This window comes from Micromonospora sp. NPDC007208, assembly GCF_042869175.1.
Taxonomy (GTDB): domain Bacteria; phylum Actinomycetota; class Actinomycetes; order Mycobacteriales; family Micromonosporaceae; genus Micromonospora; species Micromonospora foliorum.
Map to the genome: position 1 here is coordinate 72498 of NZ_JBIAFG010000013.1, position 25301 is coordinate 97798.

Below are 25301 nucleotides of genomic sequence, written 5' to 3' on the forward strand. Positions count from 1 at the left end.
TCTGTGTGGTAGCCAGGTTAACAATGGCCCTACGATCGCCGGGTGGAGTGGGCGGTGGCGGTCGTGGTGGCCGTGGCGTTGGTGGCCGGGATGGTCGCCGGTCTGCTGCTGCCCCGGTTCCTGCCGAGGCGGGACGGTCGCTCCACGTCGACGGGGAGCGGCAGCTTCCGCTGGAGCAGGGGGAGGCCCGCGATAGCCGACGAGCAGCAGGCCGGGCTCGGCCGCCGGACGATCGACTCACTCCGGGCCGGTGTCGTGGTACTGGACAACGACGACGTCCCCGTGTTGATCAATCCGGCCGCCCGCGCGATGGGACTGCTGCGGACCGGCAGCACCCCCGGCTCCATCGCCGCGCACCCGCTGATCCGTACCCTTGCCGGCCAGGTGCGACGCACCGGCGTGCGGCGCGAGATCGAGCTGGACCTGCCCCGGGGTCGCGACAGCGCGGGGGAGAACCCGCTCGGCGTGCACCTGCGGGCGATGGGTCTCGGCAACGGCTTCATCGCGGTCGAGGCGGTCGACGTGACCGAGTCGCACCGGCTGACCCGGGTACGACGCGACTTCGTGGCCAACGTGAGCCACGAGCTCAAGACCCCGATCGGGGCCCTGCAACTGCTCGCCGAGGCGTTGCTGGACGCCACCGAGCCGGCCGACGCCGCGGCGCCCGACCTCTCCGAGGACCTGGTGGCCGCCCGCCGGTTCGCCGAACGGATCCAGCACGAGTCGACCCGGTTGGGCCGGCTGGTGCAGGAGTTGCTGGAGCTGACCCGGTTGCAGGGGGCTGAGCCGCAGCCGCCACCGGAGCCGGTCGCGCTTGACTGGGTGATCGCCGAGGTGGTCGACCGGACCCGCACCACGGCCTCCGCCCGGGGGGTCGCGGTGACCGTGGACGGGCAGCGTGGCCTCACCGCGTACGGCAACGACTCCCAACTCGCCACTGCGGTGGCGAACCTGGTGGAGAACGCCATCAACTACTCGGGCGAGGACACCACGGTGCGGGTGACCCTGCGCGGCGACGACGAGCACGTGGAGGTCGCCGTCGCCGACCAGGGCATCGGTATCGCCCCGACCGACGTCGATCGGATCTTCGAGCGCTTCTACCGGGCCGACCAGGCCCGCTCGCGTGCCACCGGCGGCACCGGGCTCGGCCTGGCGATCGTGAAACACATTGCGAGCAACCATGGCGGACGGGTCGAGGTGTCGAGCACTCTTGGTGGTGGATCGACGTTCACCCTCCGGCTGCCCGCCAGTCCACCGGACGACCTCCTGGCGACACTGCCGCCGGTTGGGATCGAGTCCGGTCCGACTGGGCTACGGCAGGTCTGACAGCAAATGGAAAGGAAATCCCCGTTGAGCCGCGTTCTCGTGGTCGAGGACGAGGAGTCGTTCTCCGACGCCTTGTCGTACATGCTCCGTAAGGAGGGCTTTGAGGTTTCGGTCGCCGCGACCGGCACCGACGCCCTCACCGAGTTCGACCGGACCGGCGCCGACATCGTGCTGCTCGACCTGATGTTGCCCGAGATGTCGGGGACCGAGGTCTGCCGGCAGTTGCGGCAGCGCTCCGCCGTGCCGATCATCATGGTCACCGCCCGGGACAGCGAGATCGACAAGGTGGTGGGGCTGGAGATCGGCGCCGACGACTACGTCACGAAGCCGTACTCGCCACGGGAACTGGTCGCCCGGATCCGGGCCGTGCTGCGCCGGCAGAGCCCGGAGGTGGCCGAGGCGGGTGCGCCGACGCTGGCCGCCGGGCCCGTGCGGATGGACATCGAACGGCACGTGGTGACCGTCGACGGCGGGGCCGTGCAGCTGCCGCTGAAGGAATTCGAACTGCTGGAGCTGCTGCTGCGCAACGCCGGTCGGGTGCTCACCCGCGGCCAGCTCATCGACCGGGTCTGGGGTGCCGACTACGTCGGCGACACCAAGACGCTGGACGTGCACGTCAAGCGGCTTCGCTCCAAGATCGAGCCGGAGCCGTCCGCGCCGCGCTTCATCGTGACCGTGCGGGGTCTGGGCTACAAGTTCGAGCCGTGAGCGGCGTACCCGATGGGGGTCTGCGCTCGACGCAGGCCCCCTCTTGGGCTGTGCTGCAGTGCCTTTGGAGGCCGTCGGGCGAGAAGTGCGGTGATCGGCGCCCAGAGCTCAGAACAGCTTGCGTAACGCCGCGGCGATCTCGGCCACTTCCGTCAGCCGGCTCTCTGCCACACCGATGACCAGGTCGTACGCGACGTCCTGATCGGTCTCGTCGAGCTGCGTGATCGTGATGGCGCGGTTCTGTAGCAGGAAGGTGATGGCCACGATCCAGCCGATCCGTTTGTTGCCGTCCACGAACGGGTGGTTGTTGACCAGTGAATGCAGCAGCGCGGCGGCCTTGGTCCACAGGTCGGGGTAGGCGTCTTCCCCGACCACGCTCGTCTGCGGCCGGGCCACGGCCGACTCCGCGAGGCCGGCGTCCCGGATTCCGACGCCGAGCTTGCGGGCGATGCCCGCCACGTCAGCGAGCGTGGGATAACGGACGTCTGTCATCACTCCGCCAGGCGGGCGAGCAGCGTGGCGTGGCGTTCGATGATTTCGTCAGCGAGGTCGCCGAACTCCTTGGCGTTCCGTCGAGCCAGGTAGTCGTCGATCGCGGTGACGACGACGGCGTGCATCGACCGCGCCTCCTCGTCCGCCACGAGACGGAGCCGCCGTTCACGATCGTCGTCAAGCCGGAGCGTCATGGCCACGACGCAATGGTAGCAGGACTGCTACCAAGATCAGCTAGACCTCGTCGGCGGGGTGCGGGGCGATCATGCCCTGCTGCGTCCTGGTCGCGCACAGCTCGGCAAGCCGCTCGTACGCGGGGGCGCCGATCAGGGCGGTCAGCTCCGGCCCGTACGACAGGTACATCGGCTCGGTGCCGACGTGCGCGTCGGTCGAGGAGGTGCACCACCAGTCCAGGTCGTGCCCGCCGGCTCCCCAACCCCGCCGGTCGAACTCGGACAGCGTGGAGACCAGCACCTTGCTGTTGTCCGGCCGCTTCACCCAGTCCTGGTCGCGGCGGATCGGCAGCTGCCAACACACGTCCGGCTTGTATTCCAGCGGGTGCACCCCGTCGCGCAGCGCCTGGGCGTGCAGCGCGCAACCGCCCCCGCCGGCGAAGTCGGCGTCGTTGAGGAACACACACGGACCGTCGGCGCCCTGGGTGGCGGTGCGGCGGGCCGGGTTCTTACCGTCGATGGTGTCCTCGTCGGTCCAGTTCTTGAACCCGCGCCGGAAATGCTGCCAGGTCGACGGGGTGAGCCCCCGGACCGCCTTGCGAACCCGCTTCTCGTCGTCCGAGTCGGTGAAGAACGCCCCGTGCGAGCAGCAACCGTCGGCGGCCCGACCGGCGATGATGCCGTGGCAGCCCTTGCCGAAGATGCAGGTCCAGCGGGAGAGCAGCCAGGTCAGGTCGGCCCGGATCAGGTGCGTCTCGTCGGCCGGGTCGGCGAACTCGATCCACTCGCGAGGGAAGTCCAGGGGCACCTCGCGGCTGCGCGGGTCACCCGGGTCGTCCACCAGCACACGGAGCTCCATCGTCACTCGGCCCAGCCTACGCGCGGTCACGTCCGCAGGCCGGTGAGCCGCGCAAACGTGTTGCGCCTAGGGTCTTCACCATGCGACTGGGTGTCCTCGACGTCGGATCCAACACGGTGCATCTCCTCGTGGTGGACGCGCACCACGGCGCGCACCCGTGGCCGGCGCACTCCGAGAAGGTGGTGCTCCGGCTGGCCGAGCAGATCGGCCCCGACGGCGCGTTGACCGAGGCGGGCGCGGACGGCCTGGTCAAGGCGGTGGGCATGGCCAAGGCGGCGGCCACCGGGTTGGCGGCCGACGACCTGATCGCGTTCGCCACGTCCGCGGTGCGCGACGCCACGAACGCGGCCGAGGTGCTGGCCCGGGTCCGGGACGAGACCGGCGTACGCCTGGCGGTGCTGTCCGGGGCGGACGAGGCGCGGATGACGTTCCTGGCCGTACGGCGGTGGTTCGGCTGGTCGGCGGGCCGGCTGCTGGTGCTGGACATCGGTGGTGGCTCGTTGGAGATCGCCGCAGGCATCGACGAGGACCCGGACGTCGCGGTCTCCCTGCCGCTCGGGGCCGGTCGGCTGACCCGCGAGCGGCTGCGGGTCGACCCGGCCAGTGCGACCCCGCCGTCGGCGGAGGCCGTCGACAAGCTCCGGGAGTACGTGGACGGCCGGCTGGACAAGGTCGTCGACCAGATGACCGAGGTGGGCTGGGGTCGGGCGGTGGCCACCTCGAAGACGTTCCGCACCCTGGCCCGACTGGCCGGGGCAGCCCCGTCCGGTGCCGGGCTGTGGGTGCGACGCAGCCTGACCCGGGAGGGCCTGCGGCAGGTCATCGGCTTCATCCGGCACATCCCGCCGGCGCAGTTGATGGAGCTGGAGGGGGTCAGCACGGGTCGGGCCCACCAGTTGCTGGCCGGTGCCGTGGTCGCCGAGGCGGTGATGCGCCGCCTGGATCTGGACTCGCTGGACATCTGCCCGTGGGCGCTGCGGGAGGGGGTCATCCTCCGCCGGCTCGATCAACTCGAACCGATCTGATCCGGCGGCCGTTTTCGGTCGATTTGCCGGTGCTCGTCACGATGCCCCCGGCGCTGCCGGGCTACGCTGGCTGATGTGACTTCCCGCGTTCCCGTGCTCCTGTCCAGCTCGTCGGTCTTTCCCGAGCCGACCGCGGCGGCGTTCCAACTGGCTGCGGCGCTCGGTTACGACGGCGTCGAGGTGATGGTCTGGACCGACGTGGTCAGCCAGGACGCGGGCGCGCTGCGCGGCCTCTCCACGCACTACGACGTGCCGGTGCTCTCGGTGCACGCGCCCTGCCTGCTGGTCACCCAGCGGGTGTGGAGCCCGGACCCGTGGGAGCGCCTGCGAAAGGCCGCCGAGTTGGCCGAGACGCTGGGCGCTCCGACCGTCGTGGTGCACCCACCGTTCACCTGGCAGCGCGACTACGCGCGTAACTTCGCCGAGGGCCTGGCCACCGTCGCGGACCGGTTCACCGGGCTGCGCTTCGCGGTGGAGAACATGTACCCGGTGCGGATGGCGGGTCGGCAGTTCGTCCCGTACGTGCCCGGCTGGGATCCGACCGACGCCGGCTACCCGTCGTACACCCTGGATCTGTCGCACTGCGCGGCCTCGCACAGCGACCCCCTGGAGATGGCCGACCGGATGGGCGCCGGGCTGGCGCACGTGCACCTCGGTGACGGCACCGGCGAGGGCCGCGACGAGCACCTGGTGCCCGGGCGCGGCACCCAGCCCTGCGGGGAGTTGCTCTCCTCGCTGGCCGGCCGGGGTTTCACCGGGGCGGTGGCGGTGGAGGTCGCCACCCGGGGCGCGAAGAGCCGCGCGGTGCGCGAGGCTGACCTGCGCGCCGCGCTGGAGTTCGCCCGCCAGCACCTGACCGCCTCGTCACCTGTCGACGCCTGACCCGTCCGCCCAGGATCGGGCGGTGGCGGTGTCAGCTGACCGGTGCGAGGGAGTCGACGGCGGAGGTCGGCTGCGGGGCGACCGGCACCTGCTCGCCGACCGCCGCCCGCTTACGGGCCCGGTGCGCGGCCACGTGCGAGCGGGTGGCGCAGCGCTCCGAGCAGAACCGCCGGCAGCAGTTGGACGACGTGTCCAGGTAGACGTTGCCGCACCGCTCGTCGGCGCAGACCCCGAACCGGGCGCTGCCGTACTCGCAGAGCCAGACCGACAACCCCCAGACCGCGCCGGCCAGGTATTCGGCACTGACCGACGCACCCCGACTGGTCACGTGCATGTGCCAGTCGCTGGAGTCGTGCCCGGAGATGCGCGGCTGCACCGGGAACGCCTCAAGCAGCGCGTTCAGCTCGGTGACCGCCTGGGCGTCCCGCCCCGAGGTGCCGTACTCGAAGACGTCGCGCAACCGTTTCTGCGCCCGGCGGAAGATCGCCACGTCCCGGTCCGCGACCTCGTCGCGCATCCAGGCGTTGTCGTCGGGGAAGAGGGCTCGCAGGTCGTCGAGGTCGTCCAGGCGGGCGTTGACCAGGTCAACGCCGGTCCGGGCGTACGCGTCGAAGTTCACGCCCCCAACGGTAGACGACTCAGCGGGTGCGCGGCGCGTCGATGTAGTGCGGCAGGAACCGCGCGTAGCCATCGGTGATCAGACTCGCGCTCTCCCGGACACCCACGCCGGCCGACTCGCCGTCGACGATCCAGCTGCCCAGCACCATCCGGTTGCCGGCGAACTGTGGCAACGCCCGGAACTCCTGGTAGCACCAGCCCTCGTCGCCGTAGATCCCCGGGTTGGTGATCTCCTCGTCGGCGGTGACGATGCGTACCGACCCGCCCTCGCGGCCGAGCAGTGGCTTGGCGACGTACTCCGGCATGCCGCGCGGTGAGTCGAGGTACGCCGGGAGCAGGTACTCGTGGCCGGGGTACAGCTCCCAGAGGACCGCGAGCAGCGCCTTGTTGGAGAGCAGCAGTTTCCAGGCCGGCTCGATCCAGGTGGTCGGGGTGCCCGGGGCCAGGGCCGCCGGCCCGTACGGCTCGGCCAGCATCCACTCCCACGGGTAGAGCTTGAAGCAGGTGGTCACCGGGTTGTCGTCGGCGTCGACGAAGCGGCGGCCGTCCCAGCCGATCTCCTGGATGGGCTGGAGCTCGACGGTCAGGCCGGCCTGCCGGGCGGTCTCGGCGAGGTAGCCGGCGGTCATGTGGTCCTCGCCGGACTCCTCCTCGTTCGACCAGAGCACGTGCACCCGAGGGTCGTGCAGCCCGGCCCCGATCTTGGCCCAGGCGCCGACCAGTCGCTCGTGCAGGCTGTTCCACTGGTCCAGCTCCGGTCGGGTCTGCTCCAGCCAGTACCACTGGATGATGCTCGCCTCGACCAGCGCGGTGGGGGTGTCCGCGTTGTACTCCAACATCTTCGGGGGCCAGCTGCCGTCGTACGCCAGGTCGAAGCGCCCGTACAGCGTCGGTGGCGCCTCACGCAACGACCGGGCCACCGCCTCGGCCGCCCACTCCGGGATGCCGAACTCGGCGTACCGGCGCTGCGCCACCACGTGCTCGGCGGCGGCCACCGACATCCGGTGCAGTTCCTCGGTGGCCTCCTCCAGCCGCAGCACCTCGTCCAGCTCGAAGGCGTACGCGGCGGTTTCGTCCCAGTACGACATGATCCCGCCGTCGGGCAGCTCGGTGTCGACGTAGACCAGCCCCTGCGACCGGATGGTGGCGTCCCAGTCGGGGCGCGGCGCGACCGTCTCGCGGCGCACGTCAGCCGCCGCAGGCGGCGAGGTGGGTGCCGAATCCGCCGCGTTCGGGCAGGGCCGCGGTGGTCGGCTCCGGGGCGGTGCGACCGGCGGCCGGGTCGGTGACCCGCATCGCCAGCGCGACGGTTCCGCCACCGCCGACCGGCCCGAGGGCGCAGTCGTCGTCATCGTCGTCGTCCGAGGTCATGTTGCAGCCGGAGAGGGCGAGCGCGAGAGCGGTGAGCGCGCCGAGCTGCACGGAGGCCGAGCGGAGTCGGCGGCGGGGGCGTTGGTCCACGGCATCGTTGTAGCCGATCGACGCCACCGCCGCCGCCCCGCCCCCGTGCCGAGGTGGCCCGGCCGCCCCTCGGCGAGGGCCCTGGCAGGGGCGTTACGCTCGGCTCATGCTCCGTTCCGTCATCCTCGCCGCCTCCCGGTCATCCCAGGTCGAGCGGCTCGTCGCGACCGCCCCGTACACCCGGGACGTCGTCCGCCGGTTCGTCGCCGGTGCCGCCACCGACGACGCGTTGCGCGCGACCCGCGGGCTCGTCGACGACGGCCTCGCGGTCACCCTCGACCACCTCGGTGAGGACACCGTCCGTCCCGAGCAGGCCACCGCCACCCGGGACGAATACCTGAAACTGCTGAAGATGCTCGGCGCCGCAGGGCTCACCCCGGCCGCCGAGGTGAGCGTGAAGCTCTCCGCCCTCGGCCAGATGTTCGACGAGCAGTTGGCGTACGACAACGCGCGGGCGATCTGCGCGGCGGCCGACGCGGCGGGCACCACTGTCACCCTGGACATGGAGGACCACACCACCACCGACTCGACGCTGGAGGTGCTGAGCCGGCTGCGCAAGGACTTCCCGTCGACCGGCGCGGTGCTCCAGGCGTACCTGCGCCGGACCGAGTCGGACTGCCGGGAGCTCTCCTCGGCCGGGTCCCGGGTGCGGCTGTGCAAGGGCGCCTACAAGGAGCCGGAGTCGGTGGCGTACCAGTCGGCCCGTGAGGTGGACAAGTCCTACGTCCGCTGCATGAACATCCTGATGTCCGGCGACGGGTACCCGATGCTGGCCACCCACGACCCGCGGATGATCGCCATCGGTGAGGACCGGGCCCGGTGGTTCGACCGGGGGCCAGAGCGCTTCGAGTTCCAGATGCTCTACGGCATCCGCCCCGAGGAGCAGGCCCGCCTGGCCGGTGAGGGCTACACCGTGCGCACCTACGTCCCGTACGGCGACGAGTGGTACGGCTACCTGATGCGCCGGCTCGCCGAGCGCCCCGCCAACCTGGTCTTCTTCGGCCGCGCCCTGATCTCCAAGAAGTAGTTTCTCCGGTTCGGCCGACGGGCCGGCGGCGACCGCTCGGGTCACCGCCGGCCCGTTTCGCACATCTGACTTGCCAATGCTGGCTAAGTCGCTTAGCTTTAAGGCTATGACAACTAGCCAGGTGCGGCGGGACGGCGGACACATCGCGTACGAGGCGCGGGGCGAGGGGCCGTTGGTCGTCCTCGCGCACGGCATGGGCGAGAACAGGGCGAGCTTCCGGCACCTCGCGCCCCTGCTGGTCGCCGCCGGTCACCGGGTCGCCTCGGTCGACGTCCGGGGGCACGGGGAGTCCAGCGCCGGCTGGCCCACGTACGCCCCGGCAGAGGTCGGCGCGGACCTGCTGGCCGTGGTCCGTGACCTCGACGCCGGTCCGGCCGTGCTGGTCGGCAGCTCGTCCGCCGCGGCGGCGGTGGTCTTCGCCGCCACCGACGCGCCCGAGCTGGTCACCGGCATCGTGCAGATCGGCGCGTTCGTCGGTCAGCCGAAGCTCAACCCGCTGCTGCGGATGGCGATGTGGTCCGTGCTGCACAGCCCTCGACTGTTCGGGATGTTCCACAACACCCTGTTCCCGGTGCACCGACCCGCCGACGACGCGGCCTACCGCCGCTCGATGGTGGCCAACCTGCGCGAGCCCGGTCGGATGGCCGCGACGCGCGGCGTCATCGCACCGGCCGAGCCACACTGGACCGCCCGCGCCCCGCAGGTGCGCCAACCGGTGTTGGTGCTGATGGGGTCGAAGGACCCGGACTTCCCCGACCCGGGAGCCGAGGCGCGAGCCGCCCGGCGACTCTTCGGCACCGCCGAGGCCCGGATGATCGAGGGGTCCGGCCACTACCCGCACGCCGACCAGCCGCAGCGCACCGCCGAGGAACTACTCGGCTTCCTGGCGGTGTGCGCCGGTGCCTAGGGTCGGCCTCAACCAGCAGACAGTCGTACGGGAGGCGGCCCGGCTGGCCGACGAGGTCGGCTTCCAGCAGCTCACCCTCGCCGCGCTCGCCAGCCGGCTCGGGGTCGCGCTGCCCAGCCTCTACAAGCACGTGAAGGGCGCGGACGCACTGGTCCAGAAGTTGGCCGCGCTGGCCACCGCCGAGCTGGCCACCGAGATGACCACCGCCGCCGTCGGCCGCTCCGGTGGCGACGCGCTCCGGGCCATGGCGGACGCCTACCGTGACTACGCCCTCCGCCACCCCGGCCGCTACCCGGCGACGCAGCGGGTGCCCGACCCGGCCGACCCGGAACACGTCGAGGCGGGCGAACGCGCCGTCGGTGCCATCTTCGCGGTGCTGCGCGGGTACGGGCTCACCGGCGACGACGCCGTGGATGCCACCCGCGCGTTGCGCAGCGCCCTGCACGGCTTCGTGACCCTGGAAGCCGGGGGCGGCTTCGGCCTGCCCCGCGACGTCGACCGCTCGTACCACCAGTTGGTCGCCGGCTTGGACATCTCGTTCCGCTCCTGGCCGCGTACCGGCGGGTGAGCGAGCGGCCGGGCCGATCGGTCCGGGGCGGCCTCGCCGCGTCCAGGTGTTGGTCGTACCCTTCGGCGGGTGACTGACGAGGTGCAGCAGCCAGCACCACGGCGGCTTTGGCCGCTGTGGACGGTGCTCGTGGTGGTCGTCCTCCTGCTGGGCTGCGGCCTGCCGGCGGCGCTCGTCGTCGGAGTCATCCGGGAGACAGGCTCGCGCCCCACGGTCAGCCGGGTCGGTGCCTCGGCGGCCGACGACCCGGCCACCGCCGTGGCCCGCGGGTTGAACGACCGGATCACCGCCCAGCTCCACCGGCAGTCCGCGGCACTCCTCGGCGGCGACCGCGCCGGGTTCCTCGCCGTCGCCGATCCCGCCGCCCACAACGACCTGCGCCGACGCTTCGCCGCACTCCGCGAGCTCAAGGTGACCGGCTGGCGGGCCGAGCCGAGTGGCCTGCCCGTGCCGATCATCGGCAAGCCCGGCGAGTGGCGGCTGCTGGTGCGCTTCCAGTACTGCTTCGTGACGCCGAACTGCCGGCCCAGCCCCGTGCTGATCGGCACCCGGTGGCGGGAGAACGGCGACCAACCCCGGATGGTCGCCATGGAGGAGTCCAAGTCGGTGGAGACCGGCACCCGGCCGTGGGAGATCAGCGACCTGGCGGTCGCCATCGGCGCGCGGACCATCGTCGCCACCACCCCGGCACTGCGCGGCAAACTGCCCGGCCTGCTCGCACAGGCCGAGGCGGCGGCCAAGGTCGCCGACGGGTACGCGGTGACCGGATCACCGCCGGACCGGTACCGGATCTTCTACGCCGGGCGCACCGAGTGGCAGCGCTGGTACGGCGGGGAGCGCCCAGAATGGACCGGCGGCTACGCGGTGACCGTTGGCGGCGGCCACCACGAGGTGGTGCTCAACGCCGAAGGGCTCTCCAACAGCGGCACCGACGACCTGCTCCGGCACGAGCTGACCCACGCGGCGTCGCTGCCGGAGCGCGGCTACCCGGGCAAGCTCACCTGGTGGTTGGTGGAGGGCCTGGCCGAGTTCGCCGGTGCCGGCGGCCAGGCGGTCGACCGGTACGAGGGGATCGCCGACGTACGCAAGATGGTCCGGGGCGGCTGGGACGGCAAGTTGGAGGGCATCAACCCCGCTGACGACGCCTCCGCCGAACGGGTCGCCGCCAGCTACGGCATCGGCTACCTGGCCGTTCGACACCTCGTCGACCGGTACGGGCCGCTGCGGCTGCTCACCTTCTTCAAGACCGTGGTGCACGACGGCCGGACCATCGACGCGGCCTCCGAGAAGGCGTTCGGTGAGCAGTGGTCGACGCTGCACGACGAGTGCGTGGCGTACATCCGCGCCACCGCCGCCTGACGCAGCTCGGAGGCGGTGCGCCGTACCATCGATGGGTGCGCCGCCCCTACCCGCCGCGGCCGCTCAGCGCCACGCGGCCCCGCCTGCTCATCGCCCTGACCGCCGTCGTCGTCCTCACCGCCACCACCGCCGCGTCCTGCGGCGACGAAGGCCCCGACCTCGCGCTGGCGTCGGCCGCCCGCAACCCGGTCACCGAGGTGATCGACGCTCCGGCCACGGTGACCGCCCGCGCCGCCGCCACCCTCACCGCCCCGGCCGACGGCACCCTGTCCAGCCTGCGGGTCCAGCCTGGACAGCGGGTGAAGCGCGGTCAGGTGCTGGCCGTGGTCGACTCACCGAACGCGCAGCAGCGTCTCCGTCAGGCGAAGGAGGCGCTGACCGCCGCGAAGCGCGCCGGCCGGGGCGTCGGCGCGGGCAGCCTGACCAGCAGCCGGCGCGGCACCGACAAGGCGGCCGACGAGGCGTTCGACGCGGCCCGGAAGGCCGCCGACAAGATCGCCGACCCGCAGTTGCGGGACGCGCTGCTGACCCAGGTGACCTCCGCCCAACGCCAGTACACGGCCGCCGCGCGCAGCGCCGACCAGGCGGTACGCGCGGTGCAGCGGGGAATCAACGGGCTGAGCTCCGCCGTCGGCGCACTGTCCGCGGCGCAGCGGCTCCAGGCCCAGCAGGCGTACGACCTGGCGAAGGCGACAGTCGACGCGCTCACCCTGCGCGCCCCGATCGCCGGGGTGGTGCAGCCCGGCGGTACCCGGGCCAGCGGTGGCGCGAACGCTGGTCTGGCCGGTCTGTTGGAGCAGGCCGGTGGCGCCGGCCTCGACCCGTCCGTGCTGGCCCCCAGCCAGGGCGGGCCACCGGCCGGCGTGGACGACGCGGTCGCGGTCGGCGGGCTGGTCACCGCCGGCGCGCCGGTGTTGACCGTGGTGGACATCGGACAACTGGGTCTGCTCGCCGAGGTGGACGAGACCGACGTGCTGTTGGTCAAGGCCGGCGTGACCGCCACTGTCGAGCTGGACGCCGTCACCGGCGCCAGCTACGACGCCACCGTCCGGTCGGTCGACGTGCTTCCCACCAACTCAGCGCAGGGCGGGGTCACCTATCGGGTACGCCTCGCGTTGGGCGCCGGGAAGTTGGCCGAGGACGAATCGGCCCCGACGCCCCGCCCCGGCATGAACGCGATCGTGCACCTGCGGGTACGCGAGGCGGCGGACGCGGTGACCGTCCCCGCCTCGGCGGTGTTCTCCGCTGACGGCCGGGACGCGGTCTGGGTGGTCCGTGACGGTAAGGCCGACCGTGCGTCGGTGACCGTGGGCGTCCAGGGGTCCGACCTGGTGCAGATCCTCAACGGCGTGCAGCCCGGCGACCGGATCGTGGTGCGCGGCGCCGACCAGGTGCGCGACGGCCAGGAAGTCCAGTGACCGAACCCGCCGTGGCAGGTTCGCGCGGCGACCGGCCGGCAGGGGAGCGCGTTCCGGCCATCGAGGCGGTGGACGTGTCCCGGACGTACCAGCTCGACGGGGTCTCGGTGGAGGCGCTGCGCGGGGTGTCGCTCACCGTGCAGGCGGGGGACTACGTGGCCCTGGTCGGCCCGTCCGGCTCGGGCAAGTCCACCCTCATGCACCTCCTCGGTGGGCTGGACCGGCCCACCGGTGGCCGTCTGGTGATCGGCGGGCGGGACGTCAACGCCCTGGCCCCACCGGAGATGGCGACCCTGCGCAACGAGACGATCGGCTTCGTCTTCCAGGCGTTCCATTTGCTGCCGCGTACCTCGGCGGTGGAGAACGTGGCGTTGCCCCTGGTCTACCGGGGGGTGTCGGCCCGGCAGCGCCGGGAGCGGGCGGCGGCGATGCTGGGCCGGGTCGGCCTCGGGCACCGGCTCGACCACCGGCCCAACCAGATGTCCGGCGGTGAACAGCAGCGGGTGGCGATCGCCCGCGCGCTGGTCACCGAGCCGACGGTGCTGCTGGCCGACGAACCCACGGGCAACCTGGACAGCGTCACCGGCGCCGCCGTGCTGGAGCTGTTGGAGCAGTTGAACGCGGAGTCCGGGGTGGCGCTGGTGATGGTCACCCACGACCAGGAGGTGGCGGCCCGCGCCCACCGCCGGATCACCATGCGCGACGGCGTGGTCGTGGCGGACAGCGCCGCGACCGCACCCCCGCCGGGCGCGGACAGCGCCGCGACCGCACCCCCGCCGAGCGCGGGCACCGCCGACCCGCCCGCTCATGATCGACCGCCGTCCGTTGATCACGGTCGACCTGCGACACTGGTCCCCGCTCCCAGCGCGGAGCCCCGGTCCGCGTCCGGAAGCGGTCCGGGGCACCCGTCCGGTGGCTCCGGTGGCGCCGCCGGAGCCACCGGGCGCCTTCCGCACGACGCCGAGCGGTCCGATACCAACCCGCGCGACGCCGACCCGGGCGAGGCGCGCGAGGGCGCTGCGGGTGGGCGAGAGGTCGAGCAACCCGGGGGTACGGCGTGAGGGTCGCCGAGGCGTGGCGCGTGGCGCTGGACGCCCTACGGGCCAACCGGCTACGCAGCGCGCTGACCATGCTCGGGGTGATCATCGGGGTGGCCTCGGTGGTCCTGCTGGTGGCCATCGGCACCGGTACCAAGCAGAAGGTCGAGCAGCAGGTCGAGGGCCTCGGCTCCAACCTGCTGCTGGTCGTGCCCGGCCGGATCGAGGTGGGCAACGCGCCGGTCGTCTCGCCGCTGACCCTCAAGGACGTGGACGCGGTCACCCGCGTGGTCGGCGATCCCGATCGGGTGGCGGTCACCGTCGCCTCCGGGGCGACCGCGCGGGCCGGCGCCCGTTCCGACTTCACCACCGTGCAGGGCGTCCTGGAGACGACCCCGGCGGTGTTCACCCGGTCGCTGGCGCGGGGGCGCTACCTCACCGGCACCGACGTGGACACCAGCCGACGGGTGGCGGTGCTCGGCGACTCGGTCGCCCGTGCGCTCTTCCCCGACCGGGACCCGCTCGGGCAGCAGGTGGCGCTGGCCGGGGTGCGGTTCCGGGTGATCGGTGTCTTCGCTCCCCTCGGGCAGAGCCTCGGCGTCGACCGGGACGACGAGGTGCACGTGCCGGTGACCGCCGCGCAACGGCTCTGGGGCACCCAGCGGGTCGACGGAATCGCGGTGAAGGCGCCGGACCGGGAGCGCATCGACGAACTGGGCGAACGGATCGTCGCCGAGCTGAACCGCCGTCACCCGGACACCGAGTTCAGCGCGGTCACCCAGCAGCAGATCCTCGGCGTGCTCGGCGACATCCTCGGTGTCCTCACCGGCGTACTGGCGGCCATCGCCGGCATCTCGCTGCTCGTCGGCGGCGTCGGCGTCTCCAACATCATGCTGGTCAGCGTCCGGGAGCGGACCCGGGAGATCGGGCTGCGCAAGGCCGTCGGCGCACGTCCCCGCGACATCGGCGTGCAGTTCCTGCTGGAGGCGGTGCTGCTCACCACGATCGGCGGGCTCACCGGAATGGCGCTGGGCGTGGGTACCGCCCTGCTGGTCGACGCGCTGTCGCCGATCCCGGCCGCGATCACCTGGTGGTCGTTGGCGCTCGCCTTCGGCGTGTCGGCGGTGGTGGGCATCGTCTTCGGGGTGGTCCCCGCCCAGCGCGCCGGCCGTCTCGACCCGGTGGTCGCGCTACGCACCGAGTGAGCGGCGACCGGAGCAACCGGACGGCGGACGCGCAGGGGCGGATACCGGGAGCACGGATCGGGTGAACCGGCCACCGAAGCATGATCAGTTGCAGGAAGGGATCGCGCCGGTCACAACCGCCCCGCTACCGTACTGGTAACACGCGCGTCGTCGGCCCGGCCCGGAGCATCCGTCGGGTTGGCACGCGCCGGGCATGGGATGGGTCGGTGAGCCATGGCCGGGTCACAGTCCGACGGACGGCTGTCGGAGGTCAAGTTCCTGACCGTCGCGGAGGTGGCGACGGTCATGCGGGTGTCAAAGATGACGGTCTATCGCCTGGTGCACAGCGGTGAACTCACCGCCGTCCGGGTCGGCCGGTCATTCCGGGTGCCCGAGCATGCGGTGCACGAATATCTCCGGGGTGCTTTTCAGGAGACCGCCTGAGCCACCGCCCGCCCCCCGATCGCCAGCTGACCGGCATCGGTGAGCGTAAGGAGTGGGCCTGCGCGCGCCGCGGTCGCGAACCAGAGGCGGCCGCGACGGGGGCGCGTTGGTCCGGCTGACGCCCTGCGGCTACCCTGGAGCCCGACCGAGACCCCACCGGTGCGCCCCGCCGCCCAGACTGGTCCGGTCCGTTGTCCGCAAGCGGTCGCCGTCGCCACCTGCGTGGTGTCATCCGGTCCGCCCCGCACGTTGTATCGAAAGGCTGTCGTATGGGCTCGGTGGTCAAGAAGCGCCGTAAGCGCATGGCTAAGAAGAAGCACCGCAAGCTGCTGCGCAAGACCCGCGTCCAGCGTCGCCGTCTCGGCAAGTGATCGTCGCCGGGCGCAAGGCCCGGCATTCGGCGTCACTTGCCAAACTGTCGACCTCCGGAGGCTCAGGTGATCAGGCCGTGGTCGTCCCGGCTCGGTCCATCCTGCCGGGGTAGGTGCGTCAGATGACCCCCGGTGGCACCTCAGGTGCTCCGGGGGTCGTCGTCGTCACCGGAGTGGGCCGTTACCTGGGTGCCCACGTGGCGGCCCGACTGGCCGCCGACCCGCGTATCGAACGGGTCATCGGGGTCGACGCACCGGACTCCGGCACCGAGTTCACCGACCTGCTGGACCGGGTCGAACGGATCCGCGTCGACAACGGGGCGCTCGGTGGCCTCCTCGCCGACCTGGACGTCGACGCGGTGGTGCACCTCGCGCTGGTCACCTCACCCGACCCGCAGCATGGTGGGCGGTCCGCGATGAAGGACCAGAACGTCATCGGCAGCATGCAGATGCTCGCCGCCTGCCAGCGGGCACCCCGGCTGCGCAAGCTCGTGGTCCGTTCCTCGACCGCCGCGTACGGGGTGTCGTTCCGGGATCCGGCCGTCTTCACCGAGGAGACCGAGCCCCGCGAGGTGCCGCGCGGTGGTTTCGGCCGCGACATCCTCGACCTTGAGGGGTACGTGCGTGGCTTCCGGCGCCGCCGGCCCGACGTCACCGCAACGGTGCTGCGCTTCGCTCCGTTCATCGGCTCGACCGCCGACACCACGTTGACCCGCTACTTCTCCCAGCCGTTCGTGCCGACCGTCTTCGGCCGTGACCCCCGCCTGCAGTTCCTGCACTTCGACGACGCGTTGGAGGTGCTGCACCGGTCGATCGTGGAGGACCATCCCGGCACGTACAACGTCGCCGGCCCCGGGGTGCTGTCGCTGACCCAGGCGATCCGGCGTGCCGGCCGGGTGGCCGTGCCGGTGCTGGAGCCGGGTCTGTCCGGGGCCGCCGCGCTGGCCCGCACCATGGGCTTCGGCCGCTACGGCCTGGACCAGGTCGACCTCTTCGTGCACGGCCGGGTGGTCGACACCAGCCGGCTTGAGCAGGAGTACGGCTTCACACCCCGGTCGACCGCCGAAGCGTTCGAGGACTTCATCCGCGCCCATCACGGTGGGGTGGTGGTCACCCGGAACCAACTGGCCGCTGCCGAGCAACTCGTCCTGGACGGCATCCGGCAGGTCCGCTCAGCGGTCCGGGAGCGGTCATCGTGAGCGCGAGGAGTGAGCCGGTCTTGCGAGCCCCGCAGTCGCGAACCGAGGCGGCATCGTGAGCGCGAGGAGTGAGCCGGTCTTGCGAGCCCCGCAGCCGCGAACCGAGGCGGCATCATGAGTGGGCCGGAGGAGGGGCGCGACCCGCAGTCGGTCGGGCGTTTCGACGTACCCGAGCAGGTGCCTCCGCCGGACGCGGAGCCGGCGCGGCGCAACGGACATCGTCCGGCCGCGCAGGCCGCGCCGACCCCCGCACCGTCGGCCTCGACCGCAACGCCGGCCCCGACCCCGACCCCGGCCCCGACCCCGGCCCCGACCCCGCCGTCGGCCGACGAGGTCGACGCCGGGTTGACCGGCGGCACCGAGCCGGCGGTGTCGGACCGGCCGGGGGACCACTGGGACCGCAAGGTCGCGAACGGGTTGGCGTTCCTGCGCCGGCGGCTCTCCGGTGACTACGAGGTCGACGAGTTCGGCTTCGACTCGGAGCTGACCGACGCGGTCTTCCACCCGCTGCTGCGGCTGCTCTACCGGGACTGGTTCCGCACCGAGGTCAGTGGGGTGGAGCACGTCCCCGTGGACGGGCCCGCCCTGGTGGTCGGCAACCACTCCGGGACGGTGGCACTGGACGCCCTGATCCTCTCGGCGGCGTTGCACGACAAGCATCCCGCCCACCGCTACCTGCGGCTGCTCGGCGCCGACCTGGTCTTCCGGATGCCGGTGGTCTCCGAGCTGGCCCGCAAGACCGGCGGCACGGTGGCCTGCAACCCGGACGCCGAGCGGCTGCTCGGCGGCGGCGATCTGGTCGGTGTGTTCCCGGAGGGCTTCAAGGGCATCGGCAAGCTCTACGCCGACCGGTACAAGCTGCAACGCTTCGGGCGGGGCGGGTTCGTCTCGGCGGCGCTGCGCACCGGCACCCCCATCGTGCCCGTCGCCATCGTCGGCGGCGAGGAGATCTACCCGATGCTCGCCGACATCAAGCCCCTGGCGCGGCTGCTGAAGCTGCCGTACTTCCCGGTCACGCCGACGTTCCCGCTGCTCGGCCCACTGGGCATGGTGCCGCTGCCCAGCAAGTGGCTGATCGAGTTCTGCCCGCCGATCCCCACCGCCCACCTGACCGACTCGGCGGACGACCCGCTGGTGGTCTTCAACCTCGCCGACCAGGTGCGGGAGACCATCCAGCAGACCCTGCACACGCTGCTGGAGCGACGGCCCGACCCGTTCGGCCCCTAGGGCGCGGTGGGCGCCGAGGCTTCCACACCAGTCCGAGCGGGGGGTCTCAGCCGGCGCGGCGGCGGCGCTGGAGGGCCAGGCCGGCGGTGACCGCGCCGGCGACCAGCCCGGCCGCCGCGGTCGACGGTACGGCGATCTTGACCGCTCGGCGGCCGGTGCGGAAGTCCCGCACCTCCCAGCCGTGCTGGCGGGCCTGCCGCAGCAGGGCGCCGTCCGGGTTGACGGCCACCGCCCGGCCCACTGAGCAGAGCAGCGGCAGGTCGTTCGCCGAGTCGCTGTAGGCCGCGCAGCGGGCCAGCTCGAGCCCTTCCACGGCGGCGAGCTGGGTGACCGCCTCGGCCTTGGCCGGCCCGTGCATCAGGTCACCCACCAACCGCCCGGTGTACGCCCCGTCGAGCACCTCGGCCACCGTGCCGATGGCACCGGTCAGACCGAGCCGGGCGGCGATCACCCGGCCGATCTCGACGGGGGCGGCGCTGACCAGCCAGACCCGCTGACCGGCGTCCAGGTGACGCTGAGCGAGCTGGTGGGTGCCGGCCCAGATCCGAGGGGCCATCATCTCGTCGAAGATCTCCTCGGCGAGGTGTTCGACCTCGTTGACCCGCCAGCCCTGGACGAAGGCCAGCGCCGCCTCCTTGGCCAGGGACATGTCGCCGGCGTGCTCCCGGGCCAGCAGCCGGAAGCGGAGCTGCTGCCAGGCGAATCGGGCCAGGTCGGCGGTGGTCACGTAGTTTCGGGAGGCGAGCCCACGGGCGAACCAGTAGATCGACGCGCCCTGCATCATCGTGTTGTCCACGTCGAAGAACGCCGCGGCGGTCGGGTCGGGTGCGCTGACCGGGGCCAGGTCGGTCTCCGCCCAGCCCGCGGTGTGCCCGTCGGTGTCGGTACTGACCGTCACCTTACGGCTACGCGCCACGCGATTCCCTTCCTGACCGGTACGACGGATGCCTCCTCGCGAAGGGTATCCGCCGTAGACGGGCGACCGGCCGGGCACACAGCGAACTGTGGCGCGGCCGGTCGGACGTGCGGTATAGGGGCGCGGGTCAGCGGGCCCCGGGGCAGGCGCTCGGGTTTGGGCCGAGGGCGTCGCTGGCGGTCGGTGCCGGCAGGCCGCAGGTGATCGCCGCGCGCAGGTCGTCGGAGCGTTCCCGGATGCTGTCCAGCAGCAGCAGCGACCGCTGGGTCCGGTCCCGGTCGACTCGGGTGCTGCCGTCGAGCAGGCCGCGTACCGCCCGGCGCTGGCTCGACACGAAGGTGTTGAGGGTGTCCAGGCTGCCCGGCTCGGCCCGCTGCACAGCGGCCGAGGTCAGCAGGCGAACTCCCTGCCGGCTGTCGGCGTCCATGTCGTCGAGGACTGCGCTGTAGCCGATCCGGTCACCGCGAAGCTTGGCGGCCTCGCCGACCCTGGTGCGGGCGAAGTCCAGGAAGAGTTGGCCGCGGCTGATGTCGGAGCTGGCCAGGGCGAGCTGTGCCCGTTCGGTCGAGCGCTTCATGCCGTACAGCGCGTCACCGGGCACCGCGTTCTCGCTGGCGGCTGAGATCCCGGAGACGGCGATGGCCCCGGCGGCGATGCCGACCAGGATCGCGCCCCGTGCTCGGGCCCGCCGTGCGGTGACCGCCGGCAGCAGCCGCCCGCGGGTGGTCGTCGCGGTCGGTTCGCTGACCGCCGCTGGTGTGCTGCCCAGCCCTTCCCGCTCGGCGGTGGCGAGCAGCATCGCTCGCAGGCCGGTACGGAAGTCCTGGTCCACCTCGACAGCCGGGGGGTCGACGCTGAGCCGCTGACCCACTGCGACGAGCGGCGCCAGTTGGCCGTCCACACGGGATCGCACGTGGTGTCGTCGAGCGCCGTTGGCCTCGTCGAGAAGCTGCGCGAAGCGCTCCGCGCGCCGGCGGGAGAAGAGGGTGTTGTCCACCGCAGGCACCTCCTCTCGCTGGTCACGGCCGGTCGGCCGCCGTCGTTGCCAGCGACCGGGCGGCAGTGTGACACCACGGAGGTGAGGTGCCGCCGGCGTGCCGGTCGGACCTCGGTGACCCGGGCCTGCCGGGACTTCCACCGGTCGCACCCGGAGAAACGCGGCGGACCGGGCACGGGTTACGGGCCTGGCGGAGCGGAAATTACAGAAAGTGATGGTCATCACCGGGCGGGACCGACTCTGAGCTGCGCGGACGTTGATCGACGTCCGTCGGTCCCGCCGTAACAAACTACGGCTGGAAGCCGTCGGGCAGGAGGCGGGCCAGGGCGCGGACGGCGCGGTACTGGAGGGCCTTGATCGCTCCCTCGTTCTTGCCCATCGCGCGGGCCGTCTCGGCGACCGAGAAGCCCTGGAGGAACCGGAGCACGATGCACTCCTGCTGCTCCGGGTTGAGCTGCTTCACGGCGGTGAGGAGCGCGACGTTGGTGATGTGCTCCACCACCGCCGCCTCCGGGCTGCCCTCCGGGCCGCGGTCCTCCCGGTCGGCGTCGAGCACGTCGCCGGTGGTGACCTCCAGCCGGTACCGGCCCGACTTGAAGTGGTCCGCGACGAGGTTGCGGGCGATCGTCACCAACCAGGCGCCGAGGTCGCGGCCCTGCCAGGTGAAGCTGCCGATCCGCTTGAGCGCGCGCAGGAAGGTGTCCGAGGTGAGATCCTCGGCGAGTTGCCGGTTGCCGACCCGGAAGTAGACGAACCGGAAGACGGTGTCCACGTACCGGTCGTAGATCAGACCGAACGCCTCGGACTCGCCGGCCTGGGCCCGCTCGATCAGCGTCCAGACCTCGGTTGCCGGGTCGGACGGGTCCGGGCGGCTCGGGAAACCGGTCGGGGTGGTGGCGGTGGTGGCCGGCACCGCCGGGATCACCGCTGTCTCACCCGCCGCCGGGTCGGTGGTGACCGCCGGTGTGTCGGTTACCCGACGGCCCTGCACGGGCATGGTGGGTCGGGGCGGCACGACGACCCGGCCGCCGGCCGGCTTCGCGTTTCCACCGGGCACCGCGGGCCGCGGCGGTGGCTCGTTGTGGTGTGGCCGGCTGCGGGTCCGTTGCGCCGCGCCGTCGCCCCGCACGACGCCGTTGTGCTGCTCGTCCAGTGGGGCACGGGCCGCGGGGCGTTCGTTGGTGTGGGAGCGGGCCGGTTGACCGGTCAGGCCGACCGGGCGTTCCGCGTAACCGAAGGTGGTCACCGTGTTGCCCCCGTCCCGTCGGTCACCGGGCGGGCCGGTCTAGGTCTGGTCGGGGCGGACCGACCGGGGGACCGGTCGGGCAGGACGGTCGCGGGAGTTGCCGACGGGCGGCAATTCCCCTGGAGGTGCTGGTCCAATGCGCTCACAGGCACGGGGGCCTCCTCGGGCTGAGGGGTGTCGACTCACGGCAAATGGGGTGACCCGACCCGAGTGATGATAGGGCCAACGTCACCCGCGCGTGGCAAGTCCGTTACACAAGGCGGAAGTATTTCCCGCTCCCTCGCACCGACGGCGGACCGGTTGTCCGTCGTGTGCGATTGACTTTCCGTCGGCCCGGTGATCCACGATGGATGCCCTGGTAGGAGGCGTGTCGCCTGTTCGGCTGACCCGGCGTGCCGGCCGGTTGGCCGGGGGTGGCCGAACTGCCCGTGGCCGGCGTCGCACGTCCCATCGACAGGACCTGATCGGATCGTCGATGGCACACGGGACAGTCCCGTACATGGGACTGTTGGGGTGCCGTCCTCCGGGCGTGGCCCCGACCGTCGGGCGTGGCCCGTCGCCGCCCGCTGTGCCAGACTCGATCACCGTGCAGGACGCCTCGGAAAGCCTCGCGCCGAACCTCGCCGACCGGGTCCGCCGGGTGGCTCTCGACCGCGCCGACCGGCCCGCGCTGCACTGGCGTGCGCACACCCTCAGCTGGTCCGAGCTGGACGCCGCGGTCGACGCCGCCGCCCGCGGCCTGTCCGTCGCAGCGCCACCCACCGACCCCGCCGGTACGCCACCACGCGTCGCCATCGCGCTGCCCAACACGCCGGACTTCGTGATCTCCTGGCTCGGCGCCCTCCGCGCCGGGCTGGTCGCCGTGCCGGTAAACCCCGGCTTCACCGCCCCGGAGCTACGGCATGTGCTGGCCGACTCCGGCGCGTCGGTGCTGATCGCCACCGACCGCGTACGGGAGTTGGTCGCCGGCGTGGCCGCCGAGTTGCCCGCGCTGGCCCGCGTGTACGGCACCCCACCGACCGCCGAGGCGCCCGGACCGGCCCCCCGCCCTCGACGAGGCGGCGCCGACCTGGCTGTACTGCTCTACACCTCCGGCACCGAGGGGCGGCCCAAGGGCGCGATGCTCTCGCACCAGGCGCTGCTCGCGAACCACGAACAGGTCGCGGAGATCGAACCGCCGGTGGTCGGGCCGACGGACACTGTTCTCCTCGCGTTGCCGCTGTTCCACGCGTACGGGCTCAACTCGGGGCTCGGCGCGGTGGTGCACCACGGCGCGACAGGCGTGCTGCTCGACGAGCCCGGCCCGACAGCGGGGCTGGACGAGGTCGCGCGGCACCGGGTCAGCGTGCTGGTCGGCGTACCGTCGATGTTCCTGACCTGGGCCGAAGCGGCCACGGCCCGCGCGGCGACCGCGTCGGTGCGGGTGGCGGTCTGCGGCGCGGCGCCGCTCGAACCCGCGGTCGCGGCCCGCTTCACCGAGGTCACCGGGCACCAGGTGCACATCGGGTACGGCCTCACCGAGACCGCGCCGGTGCTCACCTCCACCCTGGTCGGCGGTGTGGCCAAGCCGGGTTCGATCGGCCGGCCGCTGCCCGGGGTGCGGCTGCGCCTGGTCGGCGCGGACGGGGTGGACCTGTGGCGCGACGGGCTGGCCGTCCCCGACGACGACCCGGATGAGCTGGACATCTCCGACGTGGCGCCGGGCACCGACCCGGGACAGATCGTGGTGTCCGGCCCCAACCTCTTCACCGGCTACTGGCCCGACGGTCGGGGTGGCCCGGACGCCGAGGGTTGGTGGGGCACCGGTGACGTCGCGTACGCCGACGAGGACGGCGACCTCTTCCTGGTCGACCGGCTCGGCGAGTTGATCCTGGTCAACGGGTTCAACGTCTATCCGCACGAGGTCGAGCTGGTGCTCGCCGGGCACCCCGGGGTGGTCGAGTCGGCGGTACTGGGTGTGCCGCACCCGCGGACCGGCGAGACTGTGCGGGCGTACGTGGTGCCTGTGCAGGGCCGATCGGTGACCAGCGAGGAGTTGCTCGCCCACTGCGCACGGAACCTGGCCCGGTTCAAGTGCCCGACCGCCGTCGAGTTCGTCGACGCCCTGCCACACTCGGCGATTGGCAAGGTACGTAAGACCCAGCTCCGGTCGGCGCCGCCGACCGACCGCACGGAGGTAACCGATGGCCACTGACGCCCGACTCGCCCTGATCACCCGACCCGGCTGCCACCTGTGCGACGACGCCAAGGCGGCGCTCGACCGGGTGGTGGCGGTCACCGGCGACAAGTGGGTCGAGTGGGACGTCACCGGCGACGAGGGGCTGGAGCGGGAGTACGGGGACCGGCTGCCGGTGGTGATGCTCGACGGCAAGGAGCACGGGTACTGGCGGGTCGAGGAGGACCGGCTGCTGCGGGACCTGACCACGCCGCAGCTCTGAGAAGTGCCTATGGTGCTCTGATGACCCCTGCGCCCCCGCACCTCGTCTGGGACTGGAACGGCACCCTGCTCAACGACCTCAGCCTGGTGGTGTCCGCCACCAACGTCGTGTTCGCGAGCCTGGGCGGGCCGACGGTCACCCCGGAGGAGCACCGGGTGCGGTTCCGCAGGCCGATCGCCGAGTACTACGCCGAGGTGCTCGGGCAGGCCGTGGACGACGACGAGTTCGGCCGACTGGACAAGATCTTCCACGACGCGTACCGCACCGGGTTGACCACCTGTGAGCTGGCCGCCGACGCGCGCGCCGCGATGGCCGCCTGGCCGGGCAGCCAGAGCCTGCTGTCCATGTGGTTCCACGAGGAGCTGGTCCCGACCGTGCACACGTACGGGTTGACCAGCCACTTCGCCCGGGTCGACGGGCTGCGGGCCACGGTCGGCGGCGGACGCAAGGCCGAGTCGCTCCAGCTGCACCTGGCCGAATTGGGCGTGGACGGCGCCTCGGTGGTGCTGATCGGCGACTCCATCGACGACGCGGACGCGGCGCTCGCGGTGGGCGGCCGTGCCGTGCTCTACACCGGCGGGTTCACCGACCCGGCCCGGCTGCGCGCCTCCGGTCACCCGGTGGCCGACACCCTCACCGACGCGGTGGCCCTGGCCCGGGAGATCAGTTCCGCAGATAGGTGAGGACCGCCAGCACCCGCCGGTGCTGTTCGGTGTCCGGCGGCAGGGTGAGCTTGGTGAAGATGTTGCGCACGTGCTTCTCCACCGCCCCGTCGCTGACCACCAGGGCACGCGCGATGGCGGTGTTCGAGCGCCCCTCGGCCATCAGGGCGAGCACCTCGCGCTCACGGGGGGTCAGCTCGCGCAGCGGGTCGTCCCGGCGACGCCGGGCGAAGAGCTGACCGACCACCTCCGGGTCGAGCACCGTGCCACCGCCCGCCACCCGGCGCAGCGCGTCCAGGAACTCGTCGATCGCGGCCACCCGGTCCTTGAGCAGGTAGCCGATCCCGCCGCCGGCGCCGCCGGTGGTGGCGAGCAGATCATCGGCGTACGAGACCTCGACGTACTGGGAGAGCACCAGGATCGGGGTACGCGGCACCAGCCGGCGTGCCTCCACCGCAGCCCGCAGCCCCTCGTCGGTGTGCGACGGCGGCATCCGGACGTCGACGATCGACACGTCGGGGCGGTGCTCGACCACCGCCTCGACCAGGGCGCCACCGTCCCCGACGGCGGCCACCACCTGGTGTCCGCTCTCGGTCAGCAGCCGGACCAGCCCCTCCCGGAGCAGGACGGCGTCGTCGGCGATCACGATGCGCATGGCTGTGTTGTCTACCACGTCTGTCCCGTCGTACGGGTTCGACGCGGTCCCCGAGCGCTCACGGCATTCTCCTTTGTTCGCGACTGCGGGGCTCGCAAACCC

Annotated in this window: 28 protein-coding genes; 18 read left to right on the forward strand and 10 right to left on the reverse strand. The window is 72.3% G+C overall.

The annotated features are described in order from the left end of the window. Positions 1 to 42 precede the first annotated feature (42 nt). Positions 43 to 1326: a sensor histidine kinase gene (locus ACFYL6_RS23585; RefSeq protein ID WP_387174238.1), complete on the forward strand. Its 1284-nt coding sequence runs from the start codon at positions 43 to 45 to the stop codon at positions 1324 to 1326. Positions 1327 to 1350: 24 nt separating this feature from the next. Then, positions 1351 to 2034 (forward strand): response regulator transcription factor, encoded by a 684-nt coding sequence (locus ACFYL6_RS23590; protein ID WP_030329696.1) that lies wholly within the window; start codon positions 1351 to 1353, stop codon positions 2032 to 2034. A gap of 108 nt (positions 2035 to 2142) precedes the next feature. Here the strand turns inward: ACFYL6_RS23590 and ACFYL6_RS23595 are convergent, their stop codons facing one another. From ACFYL6_RS23595 to ACFYL6_RS23605, 3 genes are read right to left on the reverse strand one after another with little or no spacing between them, the layout of a single operon-like run. Continuing rightward, the gene (locus ACFYL6_RS23595; protein WP_387174241.1) at positions 2143 to 2493 is read right to left on the reverse strand and encodes a type II toxin-antitoxin system death-on-curing family toxin; all 351 of its coding nucleotides are present in this window, start codon (positions 2491 to 2493) and stop codon (positions 2143 to 2145) included. Between the two features lie 32 nt (positions 2494 to 2525). Beyond that, positions 2526 to 2726, reverse strand: a complete 201-nt coding sequence (locus ACFYL6_RS23600; RefSeq protein WP_145790112.1) for a CopG family transcriptional regulator — start codon at positions 2724 to 2726, stop codon at positions 2526 to 2528. A gap of 34 nt (positions 2727 to 2760) precedes the next feature. Beyond that, positions 2761 to 3558, reverse strand: a complete 798-nt coding sequence (locus ACFYL6_RS23605; RefSeq protein WP_387174443.1) for a hypothetical protein — start codon at positions 3556 to 3558, stop codon at positions 2761 to 2763. Between the two features lie 80 nt (positions 3559 to 3638). Between ACFYL6_RS23605 and ACFYL6_RS23610 the strand changes: the two genes are divergently transcribed. Together ACFYL6_RS23610 and ACFYL6_RS23615 are read left to right on the forward strand one after the other, a co-directional pair. After that, on the forward strand, positions 3639 to 4583 hold the full coding sequence (locus ACFYL6_RS23610; protein WP_387174244.1) for a Ppx/GppA phosphatase family protein: 945 nt from the start codon (positions 3639 to 3641) through the stop codon (positions 4581 to 4583). A gap of 75 nt (positions 4584 to 4658) precedes the next feature. Further along, on the forward strand, positions 4659 to 5465 hold the full coding sequence (locus ACFYL6_RS23615; protein ID WP_091402756.1) for a sugar phosphate isomerase/epimerase: 807 nt from the start codon (positions 4659 to 4661) through the stop codon (positions 5463 to 5465). 31 nt (positions 5466 to 5496) lie between these two features. Here ACFYL6_RS23615 and ACFYL6_RS23620 read toward each other — a convergent pair whose 3' ends face one another. The 3 genes from ACFYL6_RS23620 to ACFYL6_RS23630 are packed head-to-tail and all read right to left on the reverse strand — an operon-like array spanning position 5497 to position 7544. Next, the gene (locus tag ACFYL6_RS23620) at positions 5497 to 6084 is read right to left on the reverse strand and encodes a CGNR zinc finger domain-containing protein (RefSeq protein WP_387174246.1); all 588 of its coding nucleotides are present in this window, start codon (positions 6082 to 6084) and stop codon (positions 5497 to 5499) included. A 19-nt stretch (positions 6085 to 6103) separates the two neighbouring features. Beyond that, complete coding sequence (locus ACFYL6_RS23625) at positions 6104 to 7270, reverse strand: glutathionylspermidine synthase family protein (RefSeq protein WP_387174248.1); 1167 nt, start codon at positions 7268 to 7270, stop codon at positions 6104 to 6106. Position 7271: 1 nt separating this feature from the next. Continuing rightward, a complete protein-coding gene (locus ACFYL6_RS23630) occupies positions 7272 to 7544 on the reverse strand; it encodes a hypothetical protein (RefSeq protein WP_387174250.1) in 273 nt (90 codons plus the stop codon). A 106-nt stretch (positions 7545 to 7650) separates the two neighbouring features. Between ACFYL6_RS23630 and ACFYL6_RS23635 the strand changes: the two genes are divergently transcribed. From ACFYL6_RS23635 to ACFYL6_RS23685, 11 genes are all read left to right on the forward strand, one after another. Continuing rightward, entirely contained in the window at positions 7651 to 8571 is a 921-nt protein-coding gene (locus ACFYL6_RS23635; RefSeq protein WP_091402747.1) for a proline dehydrogenase family protein, read from the forward strand. A 106-nt stretch (positions 8572 to 8677) separates the two neighbouring features. Continuing rightward, on the forward strand, positions 8678 to 9478 hold the full coding sequence (locus ACFYL6_RS23640) for an alpha/beta fold hydrolase (protein ID WP_387174252.1): 801 nt from the start codon (positions 8678 to 8680) through the stop codon (positions 9476 to 9478). After that, positions 9471 to 10046: a TetR/AcrR family transcriptional regulator gene (locus ACFYL6_RS23645; protein WP_387174254.1), complete on the forward strand. Its 576-nt coding sequence runs from the start codon at positions 9471 to 9473 to the stop codon at positions 10044 to 10046. The genes ACFYL6_RS23640 and ACFYL6_RS23645 overlap by 8 nt, the downstream gene beginning before the upstream one ends. Positions 10047 to 10115: 69 nt before the next feature. After that, positions 10116 to 11405: a hypothetical protein gene (locus ACFYL6_RS23650; RefSeq protein ID WP_387174256.1), complete on the forward strand. Its 1290-nt coding sequence runs from the start codon at positions 10116 to 10118 to the stop codon at positions 11403 to 11405. Positions 11406 to 11440: 35 nt separating this feature from the next. Continuing rightward, complete coding sequence (locus ACFYL6_RS23655) at positions 11441 to 12823, forward strand: efflux RND transporter periplasmic adaptor subunit (RefSeq protein WP_387174258.1); 1383 nt, start codon at positions 11441 to 11443, stop codon at positions 12821 to 12823. Next, entirely contained in the window at positions 12820 to 13884 is a 1065-nt protein-coding gene (locus tag ACFYL6_RS23660) for an ATP-binding cassette domain-containing protein (protein ID WP_387174260.1), read from the forward strand. Before ACFYL6_RS23655 ends, ACFYL6_RS23660 begins: the two co-directional genes overlap by 4 nt. Further along, positions 13881 to 15065, forward strand: coding sequence for an ABC transporter permease (locus tag ACFYL6_RS23665; RefSeq protein WP_091402733.1), 1185 nt, complete (start codon positions 13881 to 13883; stop codon positions 15063 to 15065). The genes ACFYL6_RS23660 and ACFYL6_RS23665 overlap by 4 nt, the downstream gene beginning before the upstream one ends. A gap of 213 nt (positions 15066 to 15278) precedes the next feature. Further along, positions 15279 to 15488 (forward strand): helix-turn-helix domain-containing protein, encoded by a 210-nt coding sequence (locus ACFYL6_RS23670; protein ID WP_007465625.1) that lies wholly within the window; start codon positions 15279 to 15281, stop codon positions 15486 to 15488. Between the two features lie 269 nt (positions 15489 to 15757). Beyond that, positions 15758 to 15859, forward strand: a complete 102-nt coding sequence (locus ACFYL6_RS23675) for a 30S ribosomal protein bS22 (RefSeq protein ID WP_007465623.1) — start codon at positions 15758 to 15760, stop codon at positions 15857 to 15859. Between the two features lie 122 nt (positions 15860 to 15981). Further along, positions 15982 to 17058, forward strand: a complete 1077-nt coding sequence (locus tag ACFYL6_RS23680; protein ID WP_387174262.1) for an NAD-dependent epimerase/dehydratase family protein — start codon at positions 15982 to 15984, stop codon at positions 17056 to 17058. Between the two features lie 345 nt (positions 17059 to 17403). After that, a complete protein-coding gene (locus tag ACFYL6_RS23685; RefSeq protein ID WP_112584240.1) occupies positions 17404 to 18285 on the forward strand; it encodes a lysophospholipid acyltransferase family protein in 882 nt (293 codons plus the stop codon). 46 nt (positions 18286 to 18331) lie between these two features. Here ACFYL6_RS23685 and ACFYL6_RS23690 read toward each other — a convergent pair whose 3' ends face one another. The 3 genes from ACFYL6_RS23690 to ACFYL6_RS23700 form a co-directional block, all read right to left on the reverse strand. Further along, entirely contained in the window at positions 18332 to 19201 is an 870-nt protein-coding gene (locus ACFYL6_RS23690; RefSeq protein ID WP_387174264.1) for an HAD family hydrolase, read from the reverse strand. Between the two features lie 127 nt (positions 19202 to 19328). Then, positions 19329 to 20198, reverse strand: a complete 870-nt coding sequence (locus ACFYL6_RS23695) for a DUF5667 domain-containing protein (RefSeq protein ID WP_387174266.1) — start codon at positions 20196 to 20198, stop codon at positions 19329 to 19331. Positions 20199 to 20487: 289 nt separating this feature from the next. Then, a complete protein-coding gene (locus ACFYL6_RS23700; RefSeq protein ID WP_387174268.1) occupies positions 20488 to 21444 on the reverse strand; it encodes an ECF subfamily RNA polymerase sigma factor, BldN family in 957 nt (318 codons plus the stop codon). 586 nt (positions 21445 to 22030) lie between these two features. Here ACFYL6_RS23700 and ACFYL6_RS23705 point away from each other — a divergent pair. The 3 genes from ACFYL6_RS23705 to ACFYL6_RS23715 are packed head-to-tail and all read left to right on the forward strand — an operon-like array spanning position 22031 to position 24565. Further along, positions 22031 to 23638, forward strand: a complete 1608-nt coding sequence (locus tag ACFYL6_RS23705) for an AMP-binding protein (RefSeq protein ID WP_387174270.1) — start codon at positions 22031 to 22033, stop codon at positions 23636 to 23638. Further along, positions 23628 to 23882 (forward strand): glutaredoxin family protein, encoded by a 255-nt coding sequence (locus ACFYL6_RS23710; RefSeq protein ID WP_030329740.1) that lies wholly within the window; start codon positions 23628 to 23630, stop codon positions 23880 to 23882. The genes ACFYL6_RS23705 and ACFYL6_RS23710 overlap by 11 nt, the downstream gene beginning before the upstream one ends. A 20-nt stretch (positions 23883 to 23902) precedes the next feature. Beyond that, positions 23903 to 24565, forward strand: coding sequence for an HAD family hydrolase (locus ACFYL6_RS23715; protein WP_387174274.1), 663 nt, complete (start codon positions 23903 to 23905; stop codon positions 24563 to 24565). Here ACFYL6_RS23715 and ACFYL6_RS23720 read toward each other — a convergent pair. Then, positions 24546 to 25199, reverse strand: a complete 654-nt coding sequence (locus ACFYL6_RS23720) for a response regulator transcription factor (RefSeq protein WP_387174276.1) — start codon at positions 25197 to 25199, stop codon at positions 24546 to 24548. The two genes, ACFYL6_RS23715 and ACFYL6_RS23720, sit on opposite strands and share 20 nt — an antisense overlap. Positions 25200 to 25301 lie beyond the last annotated feature (102 nt).

Excerpts from the sequence above, each read along its gene's own strand:
- ACFYL6_RS23605 (WP_387174443.1), bottom strand. The coding sequence starts at position 3,558 with ATGGAGCTCCGTGTGCTGGTGGACGACCCGGGTGACCCGCGCAGCCGC.
- ACFYL6_RS23610 (WP_387174244.1), top strand. The coding sequence starts at position 3,639 with ATGCGACTGGGTGTCCTCGACGTCGGATCCAACACGGTGCATCTCCTC.
- ACFYL6_RS23635 (WP_091402747.1), top strand. The coding sequence starts at position 7,651 with ATGCTCCGTTCCGTCATCCTCGCCGCCTCCCGGTCATCCCAGGTCGAG.
- ACFYL6_RS23640 (WP_387174252.1), top strand. The coding sequence starts at position 8,678 with ATGACAACTAGCCAGGTGCGGCGGGACGGCGGACACATCGCGTACGAG.
- ACFYL6_RS23670 (WP_007465625.1), top strand. The coding sequence starts at position 15,279 with ATGGCCGGGTCACAGTCCGACGGACGGCTGTCGGAGGTCAAGTTCCTG.
- ACFYL6_RS23675 (WP_007465623.1), top strand. The coding sequence starts at position 15,758 with ATGGGCTCGGTGGTCAAGAAGCGCCGTAAGCGCATGGCTAAGAAGAAG.
- ACFYL6_RS23680 (WP_387174262.1), top strand. The coding sequence starts at position 15,982 with ATGACCCCCGGTGGCACCTCAGGTGCTCCGGGGGTCGTCGTCGTCACC.
- ACFYL6_RS23710 (WP_030329740.1), top strand. The coding sequence starts at position 23,628 with ATGGCCACTGACGCCCGACTCGCCCTGATCACCCGACCCGGCTGCCAC.
- ACFYL6_RS23715 (WP_387174274.1), top strand. The coding sequence starts at position 23,903 with ATGACCCCTGCGCCCCCGCACCTCGTCTGGGACTGGAACGGCACCCTG.
- ACFYL6_RS23720 (WP_387174276.1), bottom strand. The coding sequence starts at position 25,199 with ATGCGCATCGTGATCGCCGACGACGCCGTCCTGCTCCGGGAGGGGCTG.